We start from the raw sequence: 19,247 nt of genomic DNA, 5'->3' as shown, positions 1-19,247 counted from the left end.
ATTAGTTATTTAATTCATAGCGTGGACGAATTCTTTGAAGAATATAGGCATCACTCAAATCGTTATAAAAACCGATTTGACGCAGTTTTAATTTGAATGCATCAACATTTTCTTTAAAGGCTAAATGGGTGCTGAGGTCAGAATCTTTAAATCTATTCTCTGATAAACCATTGATAATGATTCCATACCTATCCCTAATTTGCTGGATCAGCTCTTCAATTGATAGACTTTTTGTTTGAAATTGACCATTTTCAGCTTCTAACACTAAAATTTGAACCAACGTTTCTAATAACCTTGTCCCCATAACAAATCTTCTAGGATGCTTTTTACTTCTTCCTTGAGCCATGAATCCGCGATCTGTGTTTTTCTGAGAAAGGTTGTCAATAAACTGAACGTTGTATCTATATTGGTACGAACCGCGCGCTTTTACAATAAGTTCTATGTACTTGTCGAAGTAATTATCTTCATATCGAACCATATCATCAATCAAAATCTTATCGTCCTCGTCTAATTGATTATAAAGATTATCCCATTGAGTTTCAAAGTAAATTTCAAAATTTGCGTTACGTTGTTTTAATGCTTCAAGTGCTTTATCTATGTTGTCGGAATTTGTTTTGTCCAAATGCAATCTTCTCAAAGCAGCATTTATTTGAAACGTTGCTTTGATATAATCATAAATATGATTTGTTAGGTTTTCTGCATCAGATGCTGAGATTTCAGCCACTTTACTTTCAAAATTGTCAGTTGCATCAACAACAATATTCCATTCGCTATCAACTTCCGTATTGCCTTCTTTTACCATTTTAGGAAGTGAGTAGACAAGTTTCTGGATATACAAGGAAAGGTGAAAGGAAGTGATAGTTTTTAAATAATCAATTAATACATTTCTTGGAATCAATCTTTTATAAACTAATAATCTCCTTACATCATCACAAAAGAGTTCAGCTTGTTTTAGTAATAAAGGTTTTATTTGATTTAATGAATTGCCAGTTTGAAGGAAACCTGGATTTACATTTTTTATCAAATGTAATAAACCTAAACTATCAACATCAAGCTTATTTCCAGGTGATATTTGATTTGTTGTTGAATCCCATCCTTCTAATAGAAAACTTTTCAATTCTTCACGTACTGTTGGATTTGCGCCTAACATTAAATATACTTGATCAGCTGTATTATAATCACGAGTATTGGATGCGTTTCTTACACGATAACTTTCAAGGTGAATGGGTCTCATGGATGATATTTTTTCCTTTTCGACATTTCCCCTGAATACCATGTTAACAAGGTTACTTCTTAGCCAATATTCGGCAGCTTCGGGGAATTCAGAAAATCCCTCTGCATGCCCATCTTCCTCCACTTTTTGGAAAGCCTTGATCAGATTCGATAATTCAATGAAAGTATTTCCACCCGCTCTTGCTCTTTGTGAAGGACGTTGCCCATTCCACTGCAGAAGCATGAATAAATTCACTAATGTGTTGTCAATATTAATCGCTTTCGCATCAGCTGTGAAAATAAGTTCATTGCGAAATAAACTTTCCTCTCTATTTAATTTTATTGCCATTATTCAGTGATCATTGGTTCAATTCGTAAATGGTTATTTGCATTTTTTGAAATTCTAAAGAATTCAAAGTTGTCTTTAGTTACAACAACCTCTGAATAATAAAGATTTTCAAGTAAATTTTTGAATATTAACAATTCAATAAAACGACCTCTTAGATCATTTAAGGATGGTGTAAATCCACGTTGTATGAAATAGAGCATTTCATATAAATCCAAGCTGATTGTTAATTTGATATGTTTCTCTTCTTTATGTCTGAACGTCAAACTATCAGGTTCATATTCGAGATATTTTACTAAATGATCTGTTCGATTTACAAATAACTCAAATGAAGTCAAATCAAACAATCTGAATGATTTACTAATTGGATCAATTATTTCACTCGATGAGAGTACTAGGTATTTTTGATCGATACCAGGATTATCACATCCCTCATTCAACGAAATTGCTCTTGAAATACTTGATTTCGTTAAATCACCCTTATCTCCCTGTTTTAAAACATCAACAAATCTGTAAACGGAATGGTATGGGAGTCTTTTTAAAAAAGAAGGAGTAAGACCAGATTGATCGTTTTCCGTGGAAGTTGGAATATCGGATTGAATCATTTCAGACTTACCTTCAAAATATTGATGTCTAATGAATGTTTTTTGAATGACTTTTACACGTTTTACAATTAGTTCATTTTGTTCGTGGACTGGAACCCAAATCTTGTTGTTGTTGAATTCATGAAGCAGGTCTGATTCACGATTTGAGAATTCCATGAAATTTTTTTGTGTATGCTGACCAAAAAATAAATCTCTGTCTGATTCAGGAATTGAAACTTCTCCAATATCAGTTTCCCTTAACAACTTAATCAACCTGTCTTGATTCCCTGTATCTTGAGTTGAAGGGTTCGTAATATTGAAGTAATAATACTGCCAATATTGTTCAGGATTTAATTTATTGGATTCAATTAATGAGCTAATATTTTCGCAATGGTTATCACGTGTAAGAACAAAAGCAATGAATGATCTCAAATCACGCATTGTGATGTGAAGTTCACGTTTAAGATTTGCTGTTCTCAACAGCCATTCCATTCTCGTTATCACTTCATCACCTGAAGAAGAATCATTAAATGAATCAACATTATATTTAATGAAACAGTTTGATGACAATTTACAACTATCACATTTGTTCCATAGAGATTTGTTTGTAAGAGCTTTTATTTGTTGTCTAAAAAGGCTTGATTCTTCTTGATTAGATGATGTAACAGATCTTAAATTTAAGTTAATGATCATCATTCCATCTGGAAGCGGATGATGGCCTTCATTGTAAAAATAATTCTCTATTGAATCATGAAGTGATTTATGCTTGGAAGATGTCTTTAAGAACTCGACTAGGCGACCTTCATTAATCGCAATTATTCTGCCTTCAGATGCATCAGAGTATCTTGATAAGTTTTCAAATGGTTTAAAAAATTGTTCAAGGACTTCATTATTTGCTTTTTCATCTTCATCTTGTGAACCATCATAATTACTTTCAAACAGAACGTCACCTATTTTGAATTTCGCTCCATTTTTATGTTCAAAGTTTATTAATTCCCTAATGCTCGGATCTGTTTCTATTTTTCGAATAAAAGCCGTTTTCCCGTCTCCCGCATTCCCAGTAATAATCAATAGTTTATATCTACCGTCTAGAATATCCGGGATTAATTTTCGGTCTAATTTTGAAGGAGTATACGTTAAGTCATCGAACTCATTTGAAGAAATCGATGCTCGTGTCCCGAAATTCCCTTTTTTTGATTGACTGTATAGTGAATTAATGTATTCGACAAAATCTAATCCTTCGACATCTACCTTGAATTGTGCAAGTTTATCATGATGTTCCTCGAAAACATTAATCAATTGGTCATATAGTTTATTAATATTTCCATCATTGAAATTCCTAGCGCCACCTTGCCAAAACGGTTCTTTTATAATAGTCTGGTTGTCGACTAATAGAGTCAACTCAATTTTGTCGTTCAATGAAATGCTTGTTCTATAACCATTGAGCTTGTTTTTGAACTTGTCGAAAGTGGATAGTAAAGTGTTTTTTAAGTCAAAATATTTGGTCATACCATCTATCAAGGTTATTCTTAAATTCGGTTGATGTATAAATAACTGAATGTGGTAGAGATGATTTTCTTTAATAATTGGTCCAGATTCTTCGACTTTTTCTTTCAATAAATTTTCTTCACCGATCAATTCAAGTGCTTCAAGCATTTGTTGTGCATTTGTAAATCGATCATTTGTATTTGTTCTAATAGATTTAGCAAGGAAATCATTAAAAGCATCCGAAATTTTATCATTGAATTGATTCGGAGAGATGGGCTGAGTGCTCATCATTGGATATTTCTGTGGAAACCATGGGTATTTTTTACAGACTAATTCATATAGAGTAATACCCAATGCAAATGTATCTGCTGAAGTATTCCAATTCACTTTCATTCCATCCGCAATCAAATCTGGTGCTAAATATGGATTTGTACCAACAAAGTCTTTGTTGTCATCAACGAAGGATGCAACATTAAAATCTATTAATACGAAACGCTCCTGGTTATCCCAAACGATGTTTTGAGGTTTAAGATCGCGATGGATAATTGCCTTAGGTAAACTTTGCATTGAAACAAGAGCACTTAAAATATCATGAGCCAATTGGTATACTCTATGAATTGGAAGTCTTGCATCAGTGTTAGTATATGTACTAAGGTTTTCCCCTTCCAAGTATTCCATTACAGTAAAAAACTGACCAGTAGGAGCCATGTCATTCCAAACGAACTTCACAATATTCTTGTGATTCAAATCCTTCAAAGCGTTATACTCATCGGTTACTGATTTTATATTAACGCTCTCATGGAAAAGTTTCAGTGTAAAATATTTGTCTTGAATACTATGCTTGACCTTAAAAACACGTGAATAGCCCCCTTTTCCTAACACTTGATGAATAACATAAGCGCTGATTCTATCTCCCTCCTTTAAATCATACGAATTGACATAAGGCTGTGAAGTGTCAATTTTCGGTAAATTATCTTGCTCAGTTTTTACACCCTCAATTGAATTTTTAATCAATAATTCTAATTCATCAATTGAATCTAATCTTTTAGAGTCATCCGTAAGTATTGTTTTCAAACAGATCTCATCAATCCATTTTGGTAAGGCATGGTTTTTTGAAGTTGGCAATCTATCAGTTGGAAGCTGCCCTCCAATTCGATCTAATTCATAGGGTGATTTGATTGGTTCTTCACCAACAAAAAGCCAATAAATGAGAATTCCAAGTGAATACAAATCAGAAGCTCTGGAGGCATCACCAACAGTTAATTCCAAGGGGTGATATGCAGTTGCATTTTGCTCATTGATTGTGGCCATTACTGTGTAGCCTTGATCATTATGATCAGTAAAATAGGATTTGCCGAAATTTCCCAAATAAGCATAACCGGCACTCATGTATACATTATCGGGATTAATATCTCGATGATAAATATTTTCTTTATGCGCCTCTTTTAAAGCTGCAGTAATATTTTTAATGATGTTAATCTTTTCTTGAAATGTGAATGTTTTTGACCTTGCTTCAGCTCTCAATGAGTTTTCATCTAAAAAATCTGAAATTTCATAAAACAAATGATTTTCCTCATCAATTTTAAACTCAACGTTTAAAATAAATGGTTTAGCTTTTATTTTTTGAAGAGCGCTATACTGGTTTTTAATAGAATCTTCTCTACGGCGCAATTCTTCTGATGAGAGCCCAGCTACTTGCAAAGAAAACTCTTTAACTCTCTTTTGAATGGAAGAAGTTACTCCCTTTGGCTTAACTAAATATTCCGTGAAATTAGGTTCCTGTTGTAATACTTCAAGAATCTCGTAACCTTCAACTTCTCGTTTTTCTCCAGGTGATTTCTTACTTTGATTACCAATTAAAAATTGAACGATTTGATCCGCTAATTCTTGAATGTCATTTGGTTCTTTTCCAATAGAATCTGGATTTGTAATAAACTCGATTAATTTATTGTTTAATTGAAAGGTCAACTTTCCAGCTTCCTGATAAAATATTGGAAGAGATGTATTAGGGAAGGAAAGAGTGACCATGTTTTGAATCCATGATTTGCCCCAGCTGGGATTGGTTTCTTTTAATTTTGAAGCCAAAATCGAGGTCTTTTGACGTCCAGTTTTAAGCGGATTGGCTTTTTGACGATCATTTAGGTACCAATAATTGTCATCACCTTCAATTCGTCCTTTCCAGTCCTTATTTTCAATGTTATAAATTCCATGTGGCGCTACAACTATTAGGTCGTACTCCCAATATTGGGTTCTATTGTTCCTTGGATTAGTAGAAGCGATCTCAACATTCGGGATTAAGTAATAGTTGTCTGGTAAATTGATTTCCAAGAAATCAAGTAAGCGTTTTTCACCGGTGTTTACTACCGATTCAAAGTAGGGAGGTTTAGTTATTTTTGCCATGATTCAATTTCTTTTTCAATGAGTTCATTTGAATTAAATTCGTTTAAAGCCGCTTTATCAATTTTTGAACTTGCTTCTTTAACTTCTTTATTGAATCTCATTATTAATTTTTCTTCAAGAAGAAATTTTGGTATAGGAATTCTTTCAATGTAGTCACTGTTTATAACTTCTTGAACAGAACCATATTTTTGAAATTCGATCAATTTTTGGCCATAAAATGATTTAAGATAAATGAAAATTAAACCTGAATAATTTTCATTTGGTTTTACCCTAATCATATGGTCATCGATATAGATGTCGGCTAGTGTTTTATTAATTCTAACAACATTTCCAACTGTCCCTGTTCTAGAGATTAAACTCCAACCTTCTTTGACTTGAAGTTTAGAATATAGATCCACCTTACGTAATGATAATACAAAGTCAGTTTCAGGTTTCATTTTCATCATAGATGAACTCTTAAAAAGAAAATTCCCATTTTCAGAACCTTTTAATTGCTTCTTACCAAAAAGCATTGGATGAAAAATTTCTGAAATATCCTTTAGTGTGATATGATCTTGTTTAGAAATAACATCATAAATTCTTCTACCTGGTCCACAATTATATGATGCATCTAAACGCTTTTCAAACATTTTAATATCACGAATTTTTCTAAAAGAATATTTTATATTTTTTCTCTCAATTTCTATTTCAAGTAAAGTATTTATTTCATTAATTAATTTGCTGAATGTGTTATTTGCCTCTGTTCTCAGATGACTTGCCTCTTTAATTAATTCATGGATTTTTACTTGTTTTTCTCGTGAAATGATAGGGACTGGTAATTTTGAAATTGTATTGGGTTCAATTCTTGGGACAACAGAACCATATATATAAGATTGAATATAATTATAGGCTGTCGGTGTTGAAAGATATGCAAATAAATAACCATATAACATTTTCGAGTTATCAGCGATTATTCTTATAATATCTTGAGATCCAATGATTCCATCTAGTTCATTTCCTATCAATCTAACATTACCTACCGTTCCTGCGCAACTTAAAAGTATTTGGTTATGTCTTAGGGTCATATCTTCCTGACGAGGCGTGTATTTTTTTGAAATTATTTTCGAAACATCCAATGGATTTAAATTCATCATATGTTGAGCAGAAATATAAGGAATTCCGTACTCTGGATTAGAAATGAAAATTCGTTTAAAAATACCCCCAGTAAATACTTTTTTAGTTACTTCTCCTAAAGGTAAAAATGGACAACCATTTTTTTGTGCTGCTCCAATTCTTTTTTTTCCATAATTCAAATGAAAATTCGGCTTTAAAATTCCTGAATTAGAGTTAATTGTGTTACTAGAAACAATTGCTTTTTTCATAATCAATTTTCTTTTAAAAAATTGATATACTCTTGAGCAATGATCGGCAGATCATCATCAAGTTGTTTCAACTTTTCCTTTCGAATTTTAACTTCATTCGCGCCATCTTTTTTGCGAATAATATATTTGGTTTCTATATCAAAAAGCAATTCAGCGCCATCTTCATCACGTAAATAGATTGGATTGCCCCGACGATCTTTACCTAACTTTTCGGCAATAGCCATAAAAACATTATAATCATCATCACCATCTAGAGCTAAATTTCTTTCCAACTCAGATTTTTTTTGTAGAAATAATAACGAGGCTTGAACACCAACTTGGGGTAAAAAGGCCTCTACTGCCAAATCTATGGAGGCAAGGATTTTAAATTTTTCAAGGATCCATTCACGAACATGAATGGTGTTTGGATTTCCTAATATGCCATCAGGTAATACAATAGCCATTTTACCACCTTCCTTTAGAAAATCATAACATGCTTCAATAAATAATACTTCAGGTGCATCGCTATATTTTGATAGAAAATAGCGTGATGCTATTTCTTGTTCAACTTTCACTTTTGCTCCAAAGGGTGGATTGGTAAAAATCACATCGAATTTACCCCTTGCATCAGAGCCATAAGATAGATCATCCTTCATATTCCTTAGGCTATTATTAATCGACATATTTATTTTTTCAATTTCTGCCGGATGCTCCCAATTTGGATAAGCTAATGAATTGACATGAAAAATATTGGCATGACCATCACCAGCCATCACCATGTTCATGCGAGCCGCCTTCTTTAAGTCTGGGTCAAAATCAAAACCAAATATGTTGTTTTCGGCATATTCACGGACTTTTTCATTTACTTCATATGTATTGTATTTTTCTGCAAGTAAAGGGCCATCAAGATCAGGAAACATCTGTTCCGTTATTTTTTTTCTAACATGATCCAATACCATAACAAGGAATCCCCCTGAGCCACATGCTGGATCCAGAACACGGTCAGTTTCTGTTGGGTCTAACATTTCAACCATTGCTTTAACAATATTTCTTGGTGTGAAAAATTGACCAGCTTCTTGTTTTAATGTATTACTAACAATTGTTTCATAAGCCATTCCTTTAACATCAATAGACGCGTCAAGGAATGAATATTTGGCTAGTTCTCCTGCAATAAATGCAAGTCCTTTGTCAGTTAATGCAATCGATTCATTACCATCAAAAACTTCTGAAAAAACCTGATCATTTTTTAATTCGTCAAATAATCCTTTTATTCTTTTTGCAACTGCTTTTCTGCCTTCCTCTGTGTTTTGTTCTTTAACACCAACCCAGAACTTTCTTCTATAACTCTCTCCCTTTTCTGCGCAAATAAAACGACGCTTTTCATCGTATAATTTACAAAAGATGAGGTTTAGTAATTGCCAAAACGCATCTTTTTTACGCCCCTCGTTTCCATAGATGTAATCATGCGAGCGCTTGAAGACTTTAATAAGTGAGTCATTAGCAGGTTTCCTACTGCTTGAACGATCTGCACGATCGATGTCCTCTAAGGTTTCACCTTCACCAGGAAAGTCCGAAAGATCGGTGAATTCAACATCGTAGCCTAAAGCATCTTCTTCTTTTTGAAGAAAATGATAGCTTGATCCATTTGCCCAAAGTCCAAATTCACAACTTGCAACTGCGCCCATTGCATTTTCTAATGTCGGAGCAATTCCCTTTTTCTTATCTGTATCTTTGATTTTATCGTCTTGAACTATACAGATCCTGATAATATTATCTTGGATGTGTGATTTACTTTTTTCAAACACAACTAATTCAACTTTCTGCTTCTTCGGTTTGTTTGTGTCTGGATCAATAAAATCAATTTTAAAATCACGTTCCATATCTTCAAGATCATACCCGTATTCTTCGTTCAACATTCTGATGATCGATTGAAGGTTTGATTCGAGCGCAGACACTTTTTTTACTTCATTGGTCAGAATACAAACTAACTGGTTGTCCTCCAATATTATTTCATCCTGTACTTCGATTTCCTCTGACATAGTATTTTTATTTTTCAAGTTCTTTGATTAGGTTTTGAAGTGAGGTGTGCACTTCATCGTATTTTAATTCACTATGAGTTTCTAATATTTGGTTGATTAATTTGCTATCTTCTTCAAGTTCTAATTGACTGCTAATTATGTTGACGAATTTTGATTTTGCAGTTAAATTTCCATTTATAAGATTTGCTATGTCTTTTGCCAATAATACTGAACCACCGGTTATTCTTGAAAAAGGTTCGGCATAAACTTCATGATAGTACTGAGATGCACGAGACTCATGTAAATCCAGATATTTCTTCATGATAAAACCAATATCTTCGGCATCGCGATTTCCCGATAAATTACGGTCTGCCCATGCTATTATCTTTAAATAGAAAACACCATCAATTGTTGCTATTTTGATGCTAATTTCATTGTCAAGTTCAACTTTTATAGTTGCTTCTTCAACTTCTGAAAAACCCACTACAGACATTTCTATACTATCATCTGGAGGCCAAGATATTTTCGAGTCATGATTCATTATGGAACCAAAGGGAACAATATCTAAACTAAATTGATCTTTATAAATAAACCTTTGCTTATTATCTGGATCTTTTTTAAAAGAACCCAGGCTTAACAATCCTTTCTCCACAATTTCAAACTGATTCCAATCATTTATTGCAACTGCCAAATCCAAATCATAAGTCAGTCGTGCTTTTGATTCACGATCAAATAATTGCATGTATATATCTCTTGCAGCTGCACCAATAACAAAGAATTGTATACCTGTATTATTAAAATACTGATTTACCTCTTGAAATATAGGTTTAAGTAGAGGATGGGTCAGTTGATCACTTGATATGCTGTAATTCATTTTCAAAGATCATTTTAGCTGTTTCAATATTTCGTTCATACCCGCTTGTCATTAGATCAGCATAAATAATTAATGGAGGAGCTGTAATGTCTGTTTTAGCCTTTTGATTCCAGAATATTTGATAGATATCCACATTGCCTTCTAAATCAGGAATCATTTCAAGGGTTCTAGACAAATCAGCCAATTCGTTATTTGTGTAAAGTGTAAATTTTTCAGGTCTTAGATAATTAGTAATTATTGATGCTCCTGGTTCTCCGCCCCATACACATGGATCGGTCATGTTGAGTATTGAAGCATCTTTAAAATTATGTTTTGAAATAAATCTCATTTTTTTTCTAAAAATCCTAGGCTTTAATATGTCATTATATGCAACTATCCATCTTTCTAAAAGCTCATTTTGATTTTTCAGCAATCTTTTTTTCTTTGTTTTAAGCAAGAAATGCATGTCCTCTAGTTCTGACATGATGTTACTAACTGACCCGATAGATATTTTTGTGTTCTCAGCTATTTCTCTATAAGACAGCTGCAAATTTCGAGGCTCGGAGAGCAGAAAGAATAAAAGTTTCACTCCTGCTTCTTGAAAAGCCCTCGTTTGGTTGTTTTTTTCTTTTTGTGTAGCTTTCTGGCCTTCTATAAAAACATATAGATTTCCATTTCGTATGTTGGTATTTCCAGAAGTATCAATGTAATTTATTCCATTAATACGTAATTCTTGCGCTGCGTCCTTTGAAATGTAATCAGCTATGAAAATGATTGTTTTGCGATCATTGATTGGAAAATCGATCATTCTAGAAAGAACAATTCCTTTATTTGAGTTACGAACATTGGATTGAGCAATCACTTTGAAGCGATGATCATTTATTGTGAGCACTGCGTCATAATCATTTCTTTTGCTCTCTATCTCAATTTTAAAGTCGGTGAGACTTTCCAATTTTGATACTGCATCATAGATATAATCGTTGTTCCTGTACATTGATCGTTCAATATTTATTAGTGTTCATTGTCACTGAACAGTCAAATATAATGAACAAAATATAATGAGCAATATAAATGATCAAAAAATAGGTAAGATCTACTTTCGCTTGTCAAAGGATGATTCTGCAAAAAAAACAAGATTAAACATACTCCTCAACCTCGACCGTACCCGATTCCCATAAGCATCCTCCAATTCTTTTGCATTTAGGTTCGTTGTTGCATGCGTAATGGTTCCAAGTTGGGTCATGAAATCATAACGTGAAAGAAGGATTTCTGCCATGGTGTTACAATCGTTTCCGAAGTGTTTCATGCTGCGTTCAACTCCCAGATCATCGAAGCAGAAGATTTTATTTGTCTTACCATACTTGTGAATAATTGGATAGCCTTCTTGGTTGTAGGCTGCAGCAATGTCTCTTGTTGAAACAATGTTGTACATGGTTTCCATGTAAGCAAACTTTCGCATGATGTTCATGAGGGAGGTTTTACCGCAACCAATTGGACCAGTCAGCATCAAACCTTTGTTCAAGTCTAAATTGTATTTTTTGCAATTCTCTTCATCACGAATAGTGTAAATCAGTAGCTTGTATAAAGTCTCTTTGTCCTGGTGAAAGATTTCAAAATTGGAGCCATACTGAAGCTTTCCGAAATATTGGATCCAAAGCAGTGAACGATTAAAATCATAGTGACGGAAATTGTTCACTAAATCGTATGGCAATTCTTGTGGGCGTTGTGGTTGTTTCATGACTACAAGGGAATGTTATAAGATTTGTTTTCTTCTGAACTAAGAATTTGTCCTGGTGATGGCGGATTGAATTTCTTCGAATTGATCATCCAGTTCCGAGCAGCTGCTTGCCAATTTTTCATGGGAGTTTTTCCACTGACAAGCCAACCGTTGGATTCGAAATGGTTAAAAAACTTTTGAGCTTCAATTTCTGGCGCTTTTTTCTCAATGAAGAAGCTATTAACGTCTTCAAGTTTTGGTGGAGAAAATGATCCCGATTTGTCTTTTTTGGGCGAATGATTACTCACCCTTTCAAGAGTCTTTTCATTTTTGTTTTTTGATGATTTTTTGGAGGGCAAAACATTTTTTGCCCTTTCTAAATGTTTATATTGTTTATTAATGTTTATATTGTTTATATAAGGTATCACCTCCATCTCACTTGCATTATCACGAGTGTTATCAGATGTGAGACACATACTATTATCACTTTTGAGACACGAACTATTATCACTACTATTATCAAATCTGTACAAGTTCACCAAACTACCAATGAATGGATTATTGGAAGGTAGATACTCCAAATAGTTGAACTGATGAAGCTCTTTTAAACACTTTGTGTAAGTGTTCACAGAACCGTGTTTGGCTGCATGCATCACTTCCGATCGAGAAATACTCAAACGCTCTGGAAACTTGGCTGCGTTCCATTGATGAAATAAAGCCAAATACAAACTGATATGATAAGGCGTTATGCGTTCGTCCTCATAGAACAACTCATGTATGCGCTCAAGGTGCTTGATGTAGTTCATGTTCGAAGTATATGACAATGAATGTTCTGAATTAAGACCGGTTGCGCATATTCGATTCAAACAAGCGATTGATGTCTTCTTCATCGTAGAAAAGGACTCCGCCGATTTTGGTGAATGGAATGGTACCATTTAATCGAAGGGTTTGAAGCGTTCCTGGAGAGATTCCCAACATACGTTGTACTTGGTGTGACTTGAGCCATACTTTTTTTGATTCTTCTCTTTTGATGGTGGTTGCGTTGAACTGACCATCCAATAGATTTTTCAATTCTGAGATGAGATCTGTTTTGAATTGTTCAAGGTCCTCAATTGTTACAATTTGTGCTGCCATTTTTTTTGATTTTGATTTGCAACAAAGAGAAATTAAAAAAATGAAAAAAGGGGGTGGATGGGGGTGGATCCACCCCCAATGAAACCCAGATAAACACTAGAAAAAATGATTTAAAAATTTTTTGGTAACAATTCAGAAATAGGCTTAAAAATGAATTTCCTATCTTTGAAACTGAAATAAGAAATTGTAGCAGAAGCTATTTTTTGGGTAATCGAAACCGCCAACTTTGAATTACACCCCAAAAAGGATAGTCTGATGCCTGCGCATGCGCGGGTACGGACCTACTTGGGGTGTGGGCGCTTGGCGGTGCCTGATTACTTGTAGCATGTGGCCCGCGCTACTTATTTGAACAAAATGACACACTCAAAACAAAAACCAAGTAGCGAATTGGACGAATTCGCAGCAATGAACAATTTAACTGTTCAAGAACTGCTTGCCCTGTCCATTTCAGAAATCGAACAACTTTCCGGATTAACTGCTCATTTACTTGTTGAGATTATTCAGCTGCAGCAAGTATGATCATTTGCTGTTCAAGCGGTTCAACAAATCAATGATGATTCCTTTTACAGATGCAATCGTGGTATGGTCAGCTTCATAATATTTATTGGACAAACTTTTAGGAGAAATCTCTTTAACCTTTGATGTTTGGAAAGTCTGTGAAACTTGTTGCATCAATACTTTATGATTTTTCACACCAATAATTCCAGTTTCAGAAAATAATCTGATCAATAAAGCCAATTCATTTACCGAACAATCCAATTCCATTTTTGGAAGTGGATCTGATGAGGTAGTTTTTACTTGGCCAATTGGATTTCTTTTCTCAGTTTCATTCAAAAACCAAATTTCTTCTTCCAACCATTTTTCAATCCAATAGCGCAAAGGCTTGTTACTTGGTTTGAAAGCAATATCTTCAATGACCACTGTTTGATTAACAGCTTTCATCCATTTCAACAATTGCATCAATAATTCATGCTTCTCCAGGCTTTCTATTCTCTCATTCATTTTCGCAGTCAAGTAAGCATAATAGTTCGGACAATTGTAATTGAGACTAAGTAAGACAAGGTGCAGCTGCTCTATTTTGTTTGGTTCATTCTTCGTATCATAGAAAAATCGAAACAAGCGTTCCACTAACACTTCAACAAACATCAGCTGTTGATAGGTGATTCTTTTCTTTTGAGAAACGTTTGAAATCATGAACAGAGGAGCGAAAAGCAATTCATTGAATTCTGCATCGTACTTCTTTGTGATAATGGTTGTTTTTAATCTTTCTACTTTTGGTTTCAAGCAATTTACCCGAGAGGAAATGACACTGAATGGAACGAAAAGATCTTTGTCCAAATACTTTGAGTAATGCTTTTCCAAATGAACTAAAATATTTTCCAAACAATCATACCCATGAGAAAACAAGGTGTATCGATCATACTGCAGCTTTTGCGACCTAGAACGCGTTAAGCGATCCAAGTGAAAAAGCTGAATTAAATCAGTTGACCAATCAACAAGTATTCGCTGTAATTTTTGAATCGAACGTTTGACTTGTTTTTCTCCGAGTTCAGAAAGCGAGTATTTCAATTGAGCATAACATTGTTTCTCGAGTTCCTGGAACTTCGATGCGAAATACAAAAAGATCAATTGTTCATTGGTGAGATTGCTCCAGTGATGATTGGAAAGAAACAAAACTGTATTAGATGCATGCTTAATCGGTTTCTGAATTTCCACTAAATCGTGTTGCTCAATTTTAATTTGAAAAAGCACTTTTTCCAATTCAGGACAATGTTCCTTTGGAATGGGAGCTTTTTCTGTATTTCGAATGTAAATCTTACTCTTTGGATGATTCACCGGAAATGAATCGATCACTTGAAAATCAATTCCTGCAGCTGCTGGATTGAAACGTAAAACATTTACCAATGTACATATCCCTAACTGATTATTCAGGTAGTTTTCGTAGTAATCTCGTTTTAAAGTTGACGCATTGTAGGCTGATTCAATTTCTACCAACAGGTCATCAAAGGCAATCGTTAAGGTCATCTTTCAGTTGTAGTTGTTGCACTAGCGGTGTATCTAGCTGTATACTAACGAAGAAAGATGCTAAAGTGACATAATGGATTGAATAATATATGTTAAAATGAAGCAAATAAAATGAGCGACTAACAGCCGCTCACTTTTTTCATTTCTTTTTGAGTTGTTTTTGATTGAAGAATTGACTTCAATTTTAGCATATCATCACTTACTTTTTGTTCAACCACTTTGGCGTAAATCTGAGTGGTTCGTATGTTGCTATGACCAAGCATTGCAGAAACTGTTTCAATGGGAACACCGTTGGCCAATGTTACGGTAGTTGCAAAAGTATGGCGAGCAATATGCGAGGTTAACTTTTTCTTTATACCACACAAATCAGCAATTTCTTTCAAGTAGGAATTGTAACGCTGATTGCTGTTCACTGGAAGGAGCTTGTTGTATTTCAAGCAATACTCATGGTCCTGGTACTTCGATAAGATTTCCAAGGGAATTGGAAGTAATGGAACACTCTCTTTGGTTCCTGTCTTTTGACGATTGGTAGATAACCACAAATTACCATCTAAGCCTTTCATTACAGCATCTTTTTCGAATTGATATACATCTGCATAGGCAAAGCCTGTATAGCAGCAGAAAATGAAAACATCACGCACTTCTTCCAAACGTGCGGTGTGCATTTTCTTGTTCATGATGAGGTTCAATTCATCTTGATTTAAAATCTCACGATCAGGACTGGTATAAGAACACTTGAACTGCGTAAAAGGGTTCGAAGGAATCCAGTCTAGACCAACAGCCATGTTCATGATCTTCTTCAAGTTCTTAATGTACTTGTGAGCGGTGTTAGATTGGATTTTCTCAACAGTTAAAAGGTAATGCTCAAATTCGGTTACGAATGATAAGCGCATTTCAGGCAAAGGCTTGTCCGCTGCTTTAAATTGAAGCTTGATGAAGTTTGCCACTTTGTTCCGAGTAATGTGGTACCTAGTCAAAGTCTTCGGAACTACCTTACCAACTTTTACTGTTTCTGCCATTTTAAGGTTGTGATAGTCGAATGCCTGGAGGATGGTTTTGTGTTGGGGTGTTGATTCTTTTCCTTGAAGTTTGTTTTTAATTTCAAGCGCGCTTGTTTCTTTTCCTAAAGAATGTGCCTTAAGAAATTCTTGATTAATGAAGTTTGTGGTTCTTTCAACATAACCATTGATGAAAGCAGCTTCAGCGCAAAGAGCTTTAACACGATCATTTTTACTATCCCAATGTGACTGAAGAATAAAATGACGAGTTGAAATTTCAGCCTTCACTCCATCAACGTAAAATCGGATGTAGATAGGAAATTTGTTGTCTTTTCCTTTTTGCAAGTTAAGCCTAACCCTAATGGCTAATTTTTGATTTTTCATATTAAATTCTTTAACGATAAAATGTTTAAGAATTCGCTCTCAAAATAGGTGACAAAAGCAGTTGAAATTATGAACCTGATACACGATTAATGAAACAATTAAATTTCATTCTATCCCAATACTGCATTGACGTAAGCGTAATTTCTGTCACCTAAATAACAAAGAAAAAATGGGTGACAAAATAGGTGACAAAAAGTTTCAATTTAATTGAGTTTATTTGTTTTTGTCACCCAAGATAAAAAGACTGAAAGTGTTGGTTTTCTTGAAATTTAGAGGCTTTTAACGAAAAAAGCCACCTCGAAGGTGGCTTTCTAGTGATCCCGCTGGGATTCGAACCCAGGGCCCATACATTAAAAGTGTATTGCTCTACCAGCTGAGCTACGGAATCATTCTATTTCAATCGTGTCTGCCTCATTCGTTAGACGGGTGCAAAGATAGGTATCTTTTGTATTTACGCAAGACTTTTTCTGAAAAAAATCGTAAAAAAATCATTCAATCCCTCTAATGCGTTGAATTATAGGGTTAAATTAAATTCAACTTTTTGTGATGCTTTTGCAACTTTTCTGTTTTTAACCCTTTTCAACTGTCTTTTTCCAATATGAAAATCGTTCTTTTCAATATGAAAAAGTTTTCCTTTTTGGCATTAGAGAACTATCCGCTACAGCTCCCAGCCCAACTAGGCTTTAACATTTCTTGACTTTATTCGGTATGAAATTCGAAAAGAGTTGTGCGTTGACATGCTAAAACGTTCAGCCGCGAGGAAATCATACTTCTATAGGTCACTCAGCGCGAAAAGTAAATTAAAATACACCCTGTTGATACGAAATAGTTTCAACAACGAATAATAACTAAAAATAACGATCATGGAAAAGTACCCGTTTTTTGGATTACGTATTCAAGTATTAGATGATAACCCGTTTTACACCACTTTGTATAAATTGCAGTTGGAACGCGAATTATTGACAGCTTATTCCATGCATCAAAATCATTTCAAAATCAGCACATATACTGATTCGGCGGAATTCCTAACAGATTTACCTGGAATTCATTCCATTTCTTTCTTGGATTACAACTTAGGAAATAATTTAACTGGATTGGATGTAATGGATAAAATTAAAAGACAAACTACTTTGGCTAAAGTCTACATCGTAACTGATGAAAATAATTCGTTCATTCTGCGTTCTTGTTTGGATGCTGGGGCAGATGGAATCATTTTTAAAAACAATGAGCTGATGGAACTTTCATTGATGGTGATTCAACAAACGATAAATAGTCCTGATTTTCCCTATCAATTAAATGTTCCTCGAATCAATTAGAAGCAATTCTATACATGTGAATAAACAATTGATGTGTTTCAAATATTTTAAAAATCTAACGCTGTAAAATTAGATATGTTCGTAAGACAACTAAACTCCTTACGATGAAAACAAATTTACTTTTTGCCGCATTTATTGGATTCATATCTTTTTCGAATGGCGTTCATTCACAAGTGGATACTACTTTGCTTCAAAACAATATTCCTGCGTGGGTTTTACCCGTTTTGGAAAAATCAGAGATAGCACAGAAACATCAGCTTTTAACACCATTCAATCCCTTTTATTTTGAAGCCGACTTTACGGGAGATAATATGGTCGATATTGCCTTTTATGTCGAAAATAAAATCGACAAAACGAAAGGTGTTATGATTATCAATAACGGAAAAAATTTGGTCTATGTTATTGGTTGTGGAACAGCTACGGACATGGGCTCTTCCCTATCTTGGGCAAAGCGTTGGTTCATTTACAGAAACAGGTACATTATGAACGGTGGAAATAAAAACAAAATCACCCTTAAATATCCTGCAATTCAAGTAATTCGAAGTGAAACAAAGAGTTTGGTCATTTATTGGAATGGAAAAAAATACAAAACGTTTATTCAAGAATCGTAAATCTAGAACAGAGGTATCAAAAATGCTTGCACTAAAGCTTCAGCGCAGGTGTTTAAGGAAACTATTTTGAACTTTTGAACTTTTGAACTTTTGAACTTTTGAACTTCTTAGAATAAATCTTTCAAATGAGGTCCCATTTCCACTTCAATATCTTTCCGAAGTTCCATTAATCGAATAGCATATTGCTGCAACTGGGTTTCGCGCTCCGTATTAGGAATCCATTGATTGGTTGGTTTAGACTTTCCATTTTCATCCACAGAAACGAAGACAATCACACAATGGGTTGTCTTTTCGTATTTATGCTCACTCATTTTTCGGGAAAACACATCAACACCAATATGAATACTTGATTTCCCTGTATAGATAACGCGTGCTTGAATCTTCACCAAACTTCCAATATGAATGGGTTTGAAAAAGCGAATTCCCCCTACGTAAACAGTTACGCAATAGCCTTCTGACCAAGTAGAAGCACATGCATAAGCAGCCTGATCAATCCATTTCATTACAGCACCACCATGAACTTTACCACCAAAATTCACATCTGTTGGCTCACTTACAAACTGAAAGGTAATTTTATCTTGCATAAAACGAATGTACTAAATAGTTTGTTTTAATTGAATTATCTATTAATTTTGTGTGAATTTAAACAAAAATACAACCTTTTGATTTTTTTTTCGTTAAAAGTATACTGAAAACTAATACATAAGGGATAATTCGATTTAGCTAATAATGATTTAACACTTTATTGTTATCTGTTAATTGTTAAAAAAACTTATCTTCGAACTATAAACATAGAACTGATACTCCTGTTACCTTGACTA

Annotated in this window: 15 protein-coding genes and 1 tRNA gene; 3 read left to right on the top strand and 13 right to left on the bottom strand. The window is 34.2% G+C overall.

The window, feature by feature from the left end:
* Position 1 precedes the first annotated feature (1 nt).
* From mads7 to FLUTA_RS14790, 9 genes are all read right to left on the bottom strand, one after another.
* The gene (gene mads7 / locus FLUTA_RS14830) at positions 2–1,561 is read right to left on the bottom strand and encodes a methylation-associated defense system protein MAD7 (protein WP_013687707.1); all 1,560 of its coding nucleotides are present in this window, start codon (positions 1,559–1,561) and stop codon (positions 2–4) included.
* On the bottom strand, positions 1,561–6,030 hold the full coding sequence (gene mads6, locus FLUTA_RS21755) for a methylation-associated defense system protein kinase MAD6 (protein WP_013687706.1): 4,470 nt from the start codon (positions 6,028–6,030) through the stop codon (positions 1,561–1,563). Before mads6 ends, mads7 begins: the two co-directional genes overlap by 1 nt.
* Positions 6,018–7,391: a methylation-associated defense system restriction endonuclease subunit S MAD5 gene (mads5, locus tag FLUTA_RS14820; RefSeq protein ID WP_013687705.1), complete on the bottom strand. Its 1,374-nt coding sequence runs from the start codon at positions 7,389–7,391 to the stop codon at positions 6,018–6,020. Before mads5 ends, mads6 begins: the two co-directional genes overlap by 13 nt.
* A gap of 2 nt (positions 7,392–7,393) precedes the next feature.
* Positions 7,394–9,409, bottom strand: a complete 2,016-nt coding sequence (mads2, locus tag FLUTA_RS14815; protein WP_013687704.1) for a methylation-associated defense system DNA methyltransferase MAD2 — start codon at positions 9,407–9,409, stop codon at positions 7,394–7,396.
* A 7-nt stretch (positions 9,410–9,416) separates the two neighbouring features.
* Positions 9,417–10,262, bottom strand: coding sequence for a nucleotidyl transferase AbiEii/AbiGii toxin family protein (locus tag FLUTA_RS14810; RefSeq protein WP_013687703.1), 846 nt, complete (start codon positions 10,260–10,262; stop codon positions 9,417–9,419).
* A complete protein-coding gene (locus tag FLUTA_RS14805) occupies positions 10,240–11,235 on the bottom strand; it encodes a type IV toxin-antitoxin system AbiEi family antitoxin (protein ID WP_013687702.1) in 996 nt (331 codons plus the stop codon). Before FLUTA_RS14805 ends, FLUTA_RS14810 begins: the two co-directional genes overlap by 23 nt.
* Before the next feature lie 99 nt (positions 11,236–11,334).
* Positions 11,335–11,979 carry a P-loop NTPase family protein gene (locus FLUTA_RS14800; protein ID WP_013687701.1) on the bottom strand — a complete coding sequence of 215 codons (645 nt, stop codon included), beginning with the start codon at positions 11,977–11,979 and terminating at the stop codon, positions 11,335–11,337.
* Between the two features lie 2 nt (positions 11,980–11,981).
* Positions 11,982–12,764, bottom strand: a complete 783-nt coding sequence (locus tag FLUTA_RS14795; RefSeq protein WP_013687700.1) for a hypothetical protein — start codon at positions 12,762–12,764, stop codon at positions 11,982–11,984.
* A gap of 31 nt (positions 12,765–12,795) precedes the next feature.
* Entirely contained in the window at positions 12,796–13,092 is a 297-nt protein-coding gene (locus FLUTA_RS14790; protein WP_013687699.1) for a helix-turn-helix domain-containing protein, read from the bottom strand.
* A gap of 354 nt (positions 13,093–13,446) precedes the next feature.
* Here FLUTA_RS14790 and FLUTA_RS21615 point away from each other — a divergent pair, with 354 nt between their 5' ends.
* Positions 13,447–13,611 (top strand): hypothetical protein, encoded by a 165-nt coding sequence (locus FLUTA_RS21615; RefSeq protein ID WP_169312089.1) that lies wholly within the window; start codon positions 13,447–13,449, stop codon positions 13,609–13,611.
* Here the strand turns inward: FLUTA_RS21615 and FLUTA_RS14785 are convergent, their stop codons facing one another.
* The 3 genes from FLUTA_RS14785 to FLUTA_RS14775 all read right to left on the bottom strand — a co-directional run bounded on the left by FLUTA_RS14785 (position 13,612) and on the right by FLUTA_RS14775 (position 16,887).
* Positions 13,612–15,117, bottom strand: a complete 1,506-nt coding sequence (locus tag FLUTA_RS14785; RefSeq protein ID WP_013687698.1) for a hypothetical protein — start codon at positions 15,115–15,117, stop codon at positions 13,612–13,614.
* A 119-nt stretch (positions 15,118–15,236) separates the two neighbouring features.
* The gene (locus tag FLUTA_RS14780) at positions 15,237–16,499 is read right to left on the bottom strand and encodes a site-specific integrase (protein WP_013687697.1); all 1,263 of its coding nucleotides are present in this window, start codon (positions 16,497–16,499) and stop codon (positions 15,237–15,239) included.
* A 315-nt stretch (positions 16,500–16,814) separates the two neighbouring features.
* A tRNA-Lys gene (locus FLUTA_RS14775) sits at positions 16,815–16,887 on the bottom strand.
* 475 nt (positions 16,888–17,362) lie between these two features.
* Here FLUTA_RS14775 and FLUTA_RS14770 point away from each other — a divergent pair.
* The gene (locus tag FLUTA_RS14770; RefSeq protein WP_013687696.1) at positions 17,363–17,815 is read left to right on the top strand and encodes a response regulator; all 453 of its coding nucleotides are present in this window, start codon (positions 17,363–17,365) and stop codon (positions 17,813–17,815) included.
* A 104-nt stretch (positions 17,816–17,919) separates the two neighbouring features.
* Positions 17,920–18,426 carry a hypothetical protein gene (locus tag FLUTA_RS14765; protein WP_013687695.1) on the top strand — a complete coding sequence of 169 codons (507 nt, stop codon included), beginning with the start codon at positions 17,920–17,922 and terminating at the stop codon, positions 18,424–18,426.
* Positions 18,427–18,533: 107 nt separating this feature from the next.
* On the opposite strand, the gene FLUTA_RS14760 is transcribed toward FLUTA_RS14765, so the two are convergent.
* Positions 18,534–19,010: an acyl-CoA thioesterase gene (locus FLUTA_RS14760; RefSeq protein ID WP_013687694.1), complete on the bottom strand. Its 477-nt coding sequence runs from the start codon at positions 19,008–19,010 to the stop codon at positions 18,534–18,536.
* Between the last annotated feature and the right edge of the window lie 237 nt (positions 19,011–19,247).

Origin of the sequence: Fluviicola taffensis DSM 16823 (assembly GCF_000194605.1) — a bacterium.
In the GTDB taxonomy this organism is placed as follows: domain Bacteria; phylum Bacteroidota; class Bacteroidia; order Flavobacteriales_D; family Crocinitomicaceae; genus Fluviicola; species Fluviicola taffensis.
The sequence above is the reverse complement of the archived record's forward strand: the minus strand, read 5'-3'. Positions and strand labels throughout refer to the sequence as shown.